Here is a 12,217-nt window from a genome sequence, read left to right as displayed (position 1 = left end):
GTACATGTCCAACACATCCTTTAAACACAAAGAACCATTTCCTATATTACACTATAGGGATGGTCCGCATGCAACATATTGAATTTAACAGGTTTGTTTCTCGCAGGATCAGCCCTTTACGGCGCCGGCGGATAACCCTTTGACTACCTTTTCCTGAGCAACAAAATAAGCGATCAGCAGCGGCAAGGAGCCGAGTGTGAGTGCAGCCATAATTCCCGGAATATTGACCGAAAATTCACCGTAAAAGGCGCGTAGTCCAAGCGGCAGCGTCATCTTGGCCGGTGTTGTTATTAGAATCAGACCGAATACGAACTCATTCCATATATGAATAAAATTATAAATTCCTATCGTTGCCAGAGCCGGAGACAGCAACGGGAGAATGATTTTCCAAAATAATTGGGGTTGGGTCGTTCCATCCATAATGGCCGCTTCATCGAGCTCTCGGGGAATCTCCCGAATAAACTGTGCCAGGATGATGATAGAGATCGGCAGACTAAAGGAGATATAAGGACCTGCCAGCGCCCATAACGAATCGTACAAGCCGATTTCTTTGGTAAGAATATACACCGGAATGAGTGTAGTATGCACTGGAATCATCATACCGGCAAGAAACAAATAATAAATCGGACGGTTGAGCTTGAATCTCATACGGGAGAGTGGAAAGCTGACCATCGCTGACAACAGAATAACGGCGGCTACGCAAAAAATCGAAATCATCAGGCTGTTCACAAAATAACGGTCGATCCCCAGTTTAAAAACAAGTCCATAGTTTTCAAGCACAAAGTTGGTCCATAAGGACGCGGGATTCTGAAAAAAATAAGTCTGTGTTTTCAACGAGGTCGCTATCATGTATACAAACGGATATCCGGTAAAGACCAGTAATACGAGTGCAATAAGATAAAGCCCTGCACGCTTTATCATGGAAAGCATTGTGATCATCCCCTTCTTTATGCTGTATTGTCCCCGATTATCAGGCTGTCTTATCGCGGGATCTGTCGGCCGCCAGGATGATGAGTGCAACCACAAATGCGATGGCGAACATCGTAAACGAAATGGAACTGGCATAACCCATGTTAAATTTGGAAAAGGCCTGCTTGTACATATAAGTTGCCATGAGCTCCGTACTACTGGACGGGCCGCCCGCGGTCATAACAAAAATCAGGTCGAAATATTTTAACGATCCAATTACAGATAACACCGAGGATGTGATAATTGTTGGCTTAATCAAGGGAAGCGTAATACTCCAAAACTTTTTCCAACCGCTGCATCCATCGATTTCAGCTGCTTCGTAAATTTCATCGGGAATTCCCGAAATCGCTGCACGAAATAAGATCATATAAAACGGCGTATATTGCCAGCAAATCGTTACGATTACCGCAATAAAAGCAGTCTTCGGGTCGCCCAGCCAGCCATTTTGCCATGAGCTAAGCCCGATCACCTCCAGCAGCTTGTTGACAATACCGAACATCGGATCATAGATGAATGTCCATAAAATTCCGACTGCCACGGTAGACATGAGCAGCGGCAGGAAATACACGGTACGAAATATACGCATGCCTCGAAGTGGGGCAAATAAAATGAGTGCCATGATGAGACCAAGTGGAATCTGCGTTACCACAGAAGCGATAACCAGCAGCATATTATTAGAAATCGTCATCCAAAATACTTTATCTGACAACAATGCACTGTAATTATTTAGAGCTATAAACGTTTTTTCAGCCTGAATGCCGTTCCAGTTAAATAGACTGTAATAAAACGTCGCAAAGATAGGATAGATTACATAGACCAGGTAAATAAGCAGCGTCGGGCCGATAAACCTTAGTAAAAACAGGTTGGTTCGAAGCTTGTTCTGTCTGCGGATCTGCTCGGTCGAAGTCGTGCCGCTCCCTGTCGGAGCAGAAGTCGCTGTAGGATTACTGCTGTTCATGGGAAGCTCCTTTCTCTTCTGGTGTGTTACCGGTAAGGGGAGGCAGCCCTCCCCCTGATCCGTAATCCATCACCCGATTTATTTTTTCAGGACTTCTTTGGCTTTCGCTTCCATCTCTTTGGCTGCTGCAGCCGGCGTCATGGAATTACCAAATAAATTTTGAGTTGTATCTTTGTGCAGCTCGGCAAGCTCGGCAGGCAAGGTTTGGTCATAGAAGGTCTGCATGGAGGTTGCTTTGCTCAGCATATCATTGAGTTCTTTGGCAAAAGGATCGGAATAAGTAACTCCTTTAACTGCCGAGATTGTGCTCGCCTGATCCGCCATTTGCTGTGCAAGCTCCTTGGAGGTCAAAGCTTTAACCAGCTCAATCGCTTCAGCAGGATATTTACTTTTGGCAGCTACCGAGAATACAGGGGAGACGCCACCTACCAGATCGGTAACTTTACCTTTGCCGCCAGGTATTGCAGGGAATGGGAACATGCCTACTTTTTTCTCGAAGTCAGGTGATTCCGCACGAATGTTATTAATGTAGGAAGACGTTTGCATTTCCATAGCGGCTTTACCTGTGTACATCAGCTGACGGGAATTTCCGGTGTCGTACTGAATACCGTTAAATCCGGGATTGAAAGCGCCGCGTTTAACCAAATCCTGAATCATCTCTCCGGCCTTCACATAAGTTTCGTCTTCAAAGGTACGTCCCTTTCTTTCGAAGGCTTCGTTGAAGATTTCCGAGCCACCCAAACGGTTTGCAAAATACATCAGGTAAAATGCCGCAGGCCATTTGGTTTGGTTTGCCAGGGCGATAGGAATGATGTTCTCTTTCTTCAGCTTATCGATGATCGTAAGCAGTTCATCATAGGTTTGTGGCGGTTGTATATTGTATTTGGCGAAAATTTCTTTATTGTAGTAAAAGGGAACGACAGACATGGCAAGCGGTGCACCATACACCTTTTTATCAAAGGTAGCTACATCCAGACCAGCAGTCAAAAAATCATCGCTGCTGATTTTGCCAGTCAGGTCCAGCACTTGGTTAGCGCTTACAAATTGCTTCAACCAGCCGCCGCCCCAGGAGTGAAATACATCCGGTGGATTTCCGCCGCCCATCGCTACCGAGAGCTTTGTCTTGTAAGGGTCATTAGGAATTTGAACCGCTTCCACGTCTACGTCAGGATGATCCTTCATAAACTTTTGGACGGCCGCTTCAATAAGCTCCTTCCGTTTGCCAGTGTCAATATACCAGAACGATAGCTTCTTCTTCTCACCAGCTTTAGCTGCAGGAGCTGGCTGGGTCGGTTTGGCATCTGGTGCTGCCGGTGTCGCGGGTGTTGTTCCACTCCCACTGCAGGCCGAGATGACAAACAATACACACACGCAAAGCATCGCAATCCACTTTTTCATTTGTATACCCCTTTCAATCTTGTAATTTGTTTACGCTTTCATAATATCATCGATCCTGATCATTAAATAAGGCACTCTGATATGCTAAAATGCCAATTTGATTGGAAATGTAAGCGTTATTAATTAAAATAGCAAAAAATCCCCTTCGTCGACAACTTCCTTCGTTATCAACCGTAAGGGGATCCTATTTACTTGAGTGCCATCCGTTTGCTGTATTCGAGATTGATTTCATCGGTAATCCGGGTATAGGTCGGATCTTTCCTAAGCGTATCTACAAAGGTATCCCATTCCTGCATGGAAATTTTCCCGATAATGGCTTGTACCTTCGTATCGGCAATTTTCTTGTTGTAGTCGGCTCCTACTTTAAGCTCAGTTTGGGAAACCAGACCAATCGCAGGGTCACCCGTAGATAACTTTGCTTTTTGTTCAGCAATTTTCATGTTGCGCTGGTATATTTCCTTGGGCATCCCAGCCGCGTACTGCCACAAATCCAGCACGGGCGTACTGAACATTTTACCCCATGTAGCCGTTCCTATGCTGTCTGCAAATGCTCTATCGTTAGCGATTTTCAGACCGTCAACCACCGTATAATGCACACCCTTGATCCCGTAAAGTGTCAGATCCAATCCTTCCCCACCGGAGCCATAATCAATAAACTTGAGAATGGCCTTCATCTTCTCCTCAGGTACGGTCTTGGGAATAGCCAGTACACCGTTAAAGCCGGTAGTCTGCGTTACGAATGCCTTACCTCCTGCTTTGGGTGCCAAGGAAAGCATCGGGGTCCACTCGACCGACGGGTCCTTCTTCCATTGCTCCATCGTATATCTGAACAACGCTTCCGGTGTTTCCGAGGTCAATCCGGCTCTGCCGCTTGTAGCGAGCTCCCAAAACTGATTTTCCTTTAGCACAGGGAAATCGTAGGGGATCAGACCCTCGATATACAACTTGTTCAGGTAAACGAGTGTCTCTCTCATTTCCGGCTCCAGTATCATATTGATTAGCTTGCCGTCTTGTTCCTTCCATTTACCAACGGTTCCCGTGAATACTTCTTCAACAACACGCCAATCCCGCATCGTATAACCAACCGTATTTTCTTTGCCATCCGGCGCCTGGTCCTTAAACGCCTTGAGCACGGTGTACAGCTCATCCATATGAGTCGGCATCCTGAGACCTAATTTATCCAGCCAATCCTTACGGATCGAGGCAAAGCCACCCCCATTCAAGGGACGTCCTGCCGGAACTGCAAAGGATTTTCCATCAATCTGCGTATGGCTCCAGATCTTCGGGTCTAGTGTCATCAGGTTCGGATAATTTGTGATATAAGGCGTCAAGTCCCAGAACTCACCCTGCTTCACCAATTGAAGGAACAGGGGTGTCGTGATATTCGGAATTTTGATCAAATCGGCAATATCACCGGTAGCCAAAGCCACATTGACCCGATCCGCGTAATCCCCGCTCGGCACCCAGACTACTGTAAGCTTCGTGTGGGTTCTTTTCTCAAATTCCTTCAGTACCGGATTATCCGGTGATGGAGGCTGAGCTATCGTGTAGTCCGCCATGATTTTGATATCGGTCGGCTTGCCAGAGGCTTGGGACTCTTCACTGACATCGACTGATGGAGCCTCTGACGACGGAATGGAGCAAGCAGCAAAGAAAGACAAGGCAACCCATGTGGATACTAGGAACAGGGTCCGTTTGTGGAGTATCGTCGTTTCACTGAATTTCATTGTGAATTCCTCCCATAAGATGAACGCAGAACTTATAAACGGGTGACCTGCTGCCAGATGGAAGGCTCCACCGGGATTCCATGCTCCAAATTATACTGCCGTCTGACAAGTGTATCCTCACCAGGGTATCGAATCGTACTGTCCTCTTCAAGTGGCGCAGCACCTTGCAAATCAAGAATCGCCTCATGAATCCGTTCGTTAATGTAATCAAGGTTCGGAAATGCACCGATATCAAAAGCCATAAAGACTTGCGATACGCTATGTTCAACTGGCAGCTTGCCAATCTCATGAGTCGTATGGCCATCGGCAAGCATTGCAGCCATCAGATCAAGCACAAGCGCTAAGCCCGAGCCTTTCCAAAAGCCGATAGGCAGTGGCCTTCCCGACTCCAGGATAGCGGATGGATCTTTGGTCAGGTTACCAGCCGTGTCATACCCGCCATCAACAGGAAGCTGCGATCCAAGCAGCTTCTTCGTATTGAGCTGTCCATAGGAGAATTGGGAAATTGCCATGTCCAATACGATAGCTCCTTCTGCCCGTGGCACTGCAAATACAATCGGATTGTTGCCAAGCTTTCTTTCGGTGGAGCCCCACGGGGGCAGATTGGGCATCGTGTTGGTCCAGCAAATTCCTGCACAGCCCGCTTCTACAGCCTGCCAGCCATAGCTTCCGCCACGCATCCAATGATTCGTATTCCTGAGAGCTACACAACCCATGCCATGCTGCTTGGCCAGAGCAATCGCCCTGTCCATGCACAATCTGGCATTGAGGTTGCCCGGTCCAAGATGTCCATCCCACCTCTCCATAGCCCCGAGGCTATGGATGCATTCCGGTACAGCATCGATATCGATATAACCCTTGTCCATATATTCGATGAAAGATGGGAATCGGTTCAGCCCATGTGAGTACACCCCATCGAGACTGGCCTCGGCAAACAGCGCTGCACACTGCTGTGCCCGTTCTTCAGTGAAACCCTTGCCAAGCAGCACGCGTACAAATTGATCCATCATCTCGGAAAAAGGAACTCTCAGCATGATCCAAAACCACCTTTTCATCTGTATATAGGTTTCCGCTTATTTTCCTTCATTAATTTGCTTTATTAGCTCCAATGCTACCTTCGGTTTACGATCATAGGTCAGCAATCCGTTAATTTCCTGCTCTACATCGGTCAGCTGCGTATAACAAAAGCCTTGTACGACCGGTGATTGCAGCAAGGGCTGCGTAACCGATTTATAGCGTTCGATAAAATCCTCATCGCTTTGAGCTGCTGAATAACCCCAGCCTTCCCAATCACTTTTCTTGAATGATATGCCGCCATATTCCGACACATGGATCGGAGCGCCCTCATAAGGATAGTCAGGCACATGAATCCAACGGTTGGCTGGCTTTGCCTGAACTGCATTTTCCACGGTACGGTATCTTTCTACGAGCACTTCCCGGCTGCTTTCGTAATCATGTATCGTGCAAATATCGGATTTAATATGCTCCCAGCCATCGTTAGAAATAACAAGTCGGGTGTCATCCAAGGACTTGGTTAAATGATACAGACCAAGCGCGTGCTGCTGCTGGAACTTGTCCACCAAAATATTTGGCACGCCCCAGCTTTCATTCAATGGCACCCAAGCCACAATGCAGGGATGATTGTAATCACGTTCGATAGCCTCTTGCCATTCCGAGGTGATGCGACGCACATAATTTTCCGAATACGCCGCGGCATTCGCCATCTCTCCCCATACGAGCAGTCCCAAACGGTCACACCAATACAAGTAACGCGGGTCCTCGATCTTCTGATGCTTGCGTGCTCCGTTGAAGCCCATTGCTTTGGTCAATTCAACATCCTGTTTGATCGCGTCATCTGTTGGTGGCGTCATAATACCGTCCGGGAAATAACCTTGATCGAGCACAAGCTTCATATAATAAAAACGGTTATTCAGGCATACCTTGCCGTCCTCGATAGCTATTTTGCGCATTCCAAAGTAGCTGTTTACGTGATCAATAACTTGATCGCCATCTAGCAGGAGGAATTGGATATCATATAAATTCGGTTTCTCTGGCGACCACCAGCGACCTCTTCCATGATCGTTAAAATCGTGCAATCCAACACGCCGCATCAGCTCCGACTCTGTGACTTTAACGATCTCTTCAGCTACCGGAGCTCCCTTGAAGGATATAATTGTTTTCAACCAAAGATTATCGCTTAGTCGTCCTTCAATAAATGCCCTGATTTTAATCTCATTCGAATCGATGTAAGGGGTAAGCTTTACCTTGTTCAGATACGTCTCGGCTACAGGCTCTAACCAGACAGTTTGCCAAATGCCTGTAGTCCGGGTATACCAAATACTTGCCGATTTCTCCTCCCAATATTGTTTGCCTTTGGGAAGAGTCTGATCCTGGCTGTAGTCTTGAGCCTTCACGACGATTGTGTTCTCATTATCCTGCAGATGATCGGTAATATCTACTGAAAAAGGGGTGTGCCCACCTTCATGAACCTTCACCAACTGACCGTTTACCCAGATCCATGACATATAATCAACAGCACCAAAATGCAATACGATCCTTTTGCCGACAAAGGCGGCGGGTACAGTGAACGCTTTACGATACCAGACCGTATCATGAAAACCCGTATCTCCGATGCCGCTCAAGCTGCTTTGAAAGCAAAAAGGAACTTGAATCCTTTGACTAAAATCGTGCGATACATTCCATTTCTCAAGGTTCCCTACCTGATGGTCATCAAATTCAAATTCCCATTCCCCATTTAAATTAAGCCACTCAGACCGCTCAAATTGTGGACGTGGATAGTCTTGTCTATACGGCTGCACCGTCATATTTATCACCCTTATTCCATATTGTTAATACACAATGTACATTGCAATACTACAATATAAGTGTGGAAATGTAAACCATTGGACAACATCCTTTTTTCAAGCTTCCTTCTTCATAGCTGAACAGGCCTCATGGCTATCCTTGCGCATGCTTTTCCCGATATTGTCTTGGTGTCAAACCTTCGCTTTTTTTGAACATACGAATGAGGTAAGAGGGCTGATAATGCAGCAGCTCTGCGATTTCATTGATTTTCATATCGGTCTTGCACAGCAGCTCCTTACACTTTTCAATACGCAAACGAATAATCGTGTCGATAAAGTTCGTACCATGGATTTGTCTAAAGGCTTTACTCAGCTTGGAGGAGCTCATCTGCAATTGGTCTGCATACATTTCCAGAGAGACATCCATCAGGATTTCCTCTTTAATCTGCACGAGCAGCTTATCGATCACCTCCCGCAAATTACCGTCATAGGTCATGGACAATGTTTTGATAAACGGGTGGATCAGCTTGTACTGGAACCAGTCTACGATCTGATCCGGCTCGGATAACAGCATCAGCTGCTCATACAGATGTACCCCCTCATACAAAGCATACATATTCACATCATGCTTGATAATCGTGTCATGCAGCGTACCCAGCAGCTTCATCATCCCTTGATGAACCATCAATTCGGTACTGTTATCCCCCTGAAGCTCCTGTATAAACAGTCGAATTAAACGTACTGCTTCCTCCTCCAGACCAAGGCTGACCGCATGTACGATTTCTCTTTCCAGCTCGGAGGGAAAATGCTTCGCACTGTTAGGCTCTATCATAAATTGATTCATATCGAGCATTTGATTGGACGTATGAAGATCCCGGAAGCGCAGCGCTTTACGCGTCTGCTCCAGTACATTCGGCATATCCACCAGCGAATCGGATATTTTACTCGTGACAATCGTCACCTTCATTCGCAGCACATTATTAACCGCCGCGATATAATCATGGGCAAGCTTGTTGAGTACAGCCTTGATTTCCTCATTCGTAATGCTATGATTCAGAACAAAAAACACACCGACAGATAAATCCTGAAAATTAATTACATGCACCATGTTCAGCTTCTCAGAGCACAGCTCCAATATAATGTTGGAGGCGGCGAACGTAATCAGCTGCGAATCCCTTTCGGAGTATTTGCCACCAAGCTCGGAAATCCCATGCAGCTGCGCCACCATAACCGCAAATCTTTTATCCTCCGCATTCCAATCCAGCTGCTTCATCTTGTCTATGAGCTCCGATTCTGTATGCGTATACAAATTGCCCTGCAAAAATTGCAGCAGGAAGCTCTCTCTTAAGGTTGGTATGGATTCCTTGATCTGCATCGCAAGGGTCTGCTGCTCCACCAGCTGCTGATTCCACTGATTCTCAATGTAGGTGACCTCATCCTTTTCATCTGACCTGGTAGGCTTGGATGATTCGAACAAGCTTTTCAAGCGATAAATCGGATCGTAAATTTTGTTGGAGGCGAACCACGATAGCAGCAAGCCGACCGTCAGGCCGAATAGGCTAATCCAGAGAATTAATCTCGACAGCGAAGTGACCGGAGCAATGATTTGCGACATCGGGGTTGCCGAGACAAACGTCCATTTGCCGCCAAGCTTGGATATTTTCCCATAGGATACGGTATAGCTTTGACCTTGCCAGTCAAATTTAAAGGTATGGTCGCGAAGATCCTCCTGGGCGATCCGGCTTCTTACCGCATCCTCAAGTGTGAGTTCTTCCTTGGAAAGTTCATTGGTGTGGGGAGTAGTTAAATAATCACCGTTCTCATTAATTAAGAAAGCAACGCCTTCTCCGGAAGCCAATTTTTGCACCATCGTATTTAATTTAGCCTGATCCAAATAAAGGATGAATGCCCCGTAGGAATCATACATTTGACCACCAGGAAGCTTGACCACAATAGCCTTGTACAGGGTATCGGAATAACCCGGTTTTCTTAACGAATAGTTCCAATAGATGGTACGCTCTTTTTCCAATAAGGATCTTAATAGCTTCCTGTCATCCTCCGACTGAACGGATTGAAATCCAAACTCATCTCCAATAAGCTTATTGGCATCGCGTAAATATAAGCTCACTCCACCAATCAAGGAATTCGATTCCCTCATCAATGTAAACGATCTCATTAATTCATTTGTTTTTTGAAATTCCATAATAAAATCCATCTGCTTAAGCGACTCATCCATACTTCGATCAAAAGCAAGTCGCACCACCGTATGCTCCAGGTTGGATAAATAATCCTCCATGTGCTGAATCGACTGGCTCAGCTGATTCTGATGGGCCTTGTTCACTTCCATTCCAATACGATCCGTTCCGATATAGTAAAGAATAACACTGATTAATGCAATGGGGATGCATGTGATCAGCAGGACAATACTTAAATTTTTCCAATAGATTGACCCTTTATGTTTGCCCTTTGGCCTGCTCATCGGGACATTTCACATCCTTTGGTTGATGGGGCCCAATCGCCGCGCACCGATCACTGCTTCTGCACTTAATTGCGTATGTATAATATACATTGTATATTTTGTATATGAAATAATCAACAAAAGGTTATACGAATTTAAGATCGCTGACAACGCAAAAAAGCTGCTGCATCCGATCAGATACAGCAGCTTCCATTAAGCGCCTCCATCCATCCCCATTGCACATTGACCACACACCGTTGCTGCTGTCTAAGAGGCAAGGGGCTACCCTTGCCTCTGCACAAATGCACTTGTGTTCAGCTTATTTTTGAGCCAACCGATTTTTGTATTCTGCATTGATTTCTTCCGTAATTTTGGTGTAGTTGGGATCTTTCTTAAGGCTGTCTACATATTTATCCCAGTCATCCAATGAAATTTTGCCAATAATCGTTTGTGTCTTCATATCAGCGATTTTTTTCGTATAGTCAGCACCCATTTTAAGCTCTGTGTCGGAAACCAAACCAATAGCCGGGTCAGGCGTGGAAATTTTCGCTTTTTCTTCAGCCAGCTTCATGTTGCGTTGATATACCTCTTTGGGCATTCCGGCTGCATACTGCCACAGATCAAGTACAGGTGTACTGAACATTTTACCCCAGGAAGCGGTTCCCACACTGTCGGCTACAGCCTTATCATTCGCAATCTTTTGGCCGTCAACAATGGAATAGTGAACATCCTTGATGCCATAAAGGGTCAAATCCAGGCCCTCGCCGCCCGAGCCGTAATCCACGAATTTCAAAATCGCCTTCATTTTGTCTTCCGGTACGGTTTTGGGAATCGCCAACACGCCATTAAAGCCTGTTGCTTGCGGTACGTAAGCTTTGCCTCCGGCTTTTGGAGCCAGTGAAAGCATCGGTGTCCATTCGACCTTCGGGTCCTTCTTCCATTGATCCATGGTGTATCTGAATAAGGCCTCCGGTGTTTCCGATGTCAGTCCCGCTCTGCCGCTTGTAGCCAGCTCCCAATACTGATTTTCCTTCAGCACAGGGAAGTCCTGCGGAATTAAACCTTCCTTGTACAATTTACTCACATAAATCAGAGCTTCCTTCATCTCCGGCTCCAGCGTCATATTGACGAGCTTGCCGTCCTTTTCCTTCCATTTGCCGACAGTTCCGGTGAATACCTCTTCAAATACACCAGAGCCGCCGCGCATGGTAAAGCCGGTCGTGTCCTTTTTACCGTCAGGCGCGTTGTCCTTAAAGGCCTTCAAAACGGTATACAGCTCATCCAGATCTGTCGGCATTTTCAAGCCTAATTTGTCCAGCCAATCCTTACGAATCGAGAAGAAGCCACCGCCGTTCAAAGGTCGTCCCGCAGGAACTGCAAACGACTTTCCATCGATCTTGGTGTTATTCCATATTTTCGGATCTATGGCCATCAGGTTTGGATAGTTTTTGATATAAGGTGTCAAATCCCAGAAGGCTCCTTGTTTGACCATTTGTCGGAACAACGGGGTTGTAATATTCGGAATTTTAATCAGATCGGCAATATCGCCAGCAGCCAGCGCCACGTTCACGCGATCCGCATAATCTCCACCCGGTACCCAGGTAACCGTCAGCTTCGTATTCGTTCTTTTTTCAAATTCCTTCTGCACCTGATTGTCTGGCGATGGAGGCTGCGCTATCGTGTAATCCGCCATCACTTTGATTTCCGTAGGCTTGGCTGGAGCTTGGGGCTCCTCCTTACCGGCAGCTGCCGGCGCAGACGCAGGTCCAGTTGAAGGCGCTGGTGACGAGCAAGCTGCGGCAAATGAAGAACATACGACCATCATGGATACAAATAACAGAGTCCGTTTTTTAAGTAACTGGGTTGTTGTTAATTTCACTGCAAATCATCCCCTTAAAATTAG

General features: G+C 46.3%; 8 protein-coding genes. All 8 read right to left on the bottom strand.

Annotation, left to right across the window (positions count from 1 at the left end):
- Positions 1-108: 108 nt before the first annotated feature.
- The gene (locus NST47_RS11840) at positions 109-921 is read right to left on the bottom strand and encodes a carbohydrate ABC transporter permease (RefSeq protein ID WP_305954286.1); all 813 of its coding nucleotides are present in this window, start codon (positions 919-921) and stop codon (positions 109-111) included.
- 49 nt (positions 922-970) lie between these two features.
- Positions 971-1,927 carry a carbohydrate ABC transporter permease gene (locus NST47_RS11835; RefSeq protein ID WP_341155324.1) on the bottom strand — a complete coding sequence of 319 codons (957 nt, stop codon included), beginning with the start codon at positions 1,925-1,927 and terminating at the stop codon, positions 971-973.
- Between the two features lie 78 nt (positions 1,928-2,005).
- A complete protein-coding gene (locus NST47_RS11830) occupies positions 2,006-3,325 on the bottom strand; it encodes an extracellular solute-binding protein (RefSeq protein WP_341155323.1) in 1,320 nt (439 codons plus the stop codon).
- A gap of 188 nt (positions 3,326-3,513) precedes the next feature.
- Positions 3,514-5,052: an extracellular solute-binding protein gene (locus NST47_RS11825; RefSeq protein WP_341155322.1), complete on the bottom strand. Its 1,539-nt coding sequence runs from the start codon at positions 5,050-5,052 to the stop codon at positions 3,514-3,516.
- A gap of 32 nt (positions 5,053-5,084) precedes the next feature.
- Positions 5,085-6,086, bottom strand: a complete 1,002-nt coding sequence (gene yiaK / locus NST47_RS11820; protein ID WP_341155321.1) for a 3-dehydro-L-gulonate 2-dehydrogenase — start codon at positions 6,084-6,086, stop codon at positions 5,085-5,087.
- Positions 6,087-6,125: 39 nt separating this feature from the next.
- Entirely contained in the window at positions 6,126-7,877 is a 1,752-nt protein-coding gene (locus NST47_RS11815) for a glycoside hydrolase family 2 protein (protein ID WP_341155320.1), read from the bottom strand.
- Between the two features lie 133 nt (positions 7,878-8,010).
- Positions 8,011-10,335, bottom strand: coding sequence for an AraC family transcriptional regulator (locus tag NST47_RS11810; RefSeq protein WP_341155319.1), 2,325 nt, complete (start codon positions 10,333-10,335; stop codon positions 8,011-8,013).
- Positions 10,336-10,633: 298 nt separating this feature from the next.
- Complete coding sequence (locus tag NST47_RS11805) at positions 10,634-12,193, bottom strand: extracellular solute-binding protein (protein ID WP_341155318.1); 1,560 nt, start codon at positions 12,191-12,193, stop codon at positions 10,634-10,636.
- Positions 12,194-12,217: the final 24 nt, after the last annotated feature.

It is taken from the genome of Paenibacillus sp. FSL H8-0034 (genome assembly GCF_038000305.1).
Classification (GTDB): Bacteria; Bacillota; Bacilli; order Paenibacillales; family NBRC-103111; genus Paenibacillus_S.
The sequence above is the reverse complement of the archived record's forward strand: the minus strand, read 5'-3'. Positions and strand labels throughout refer to the sequence as shown.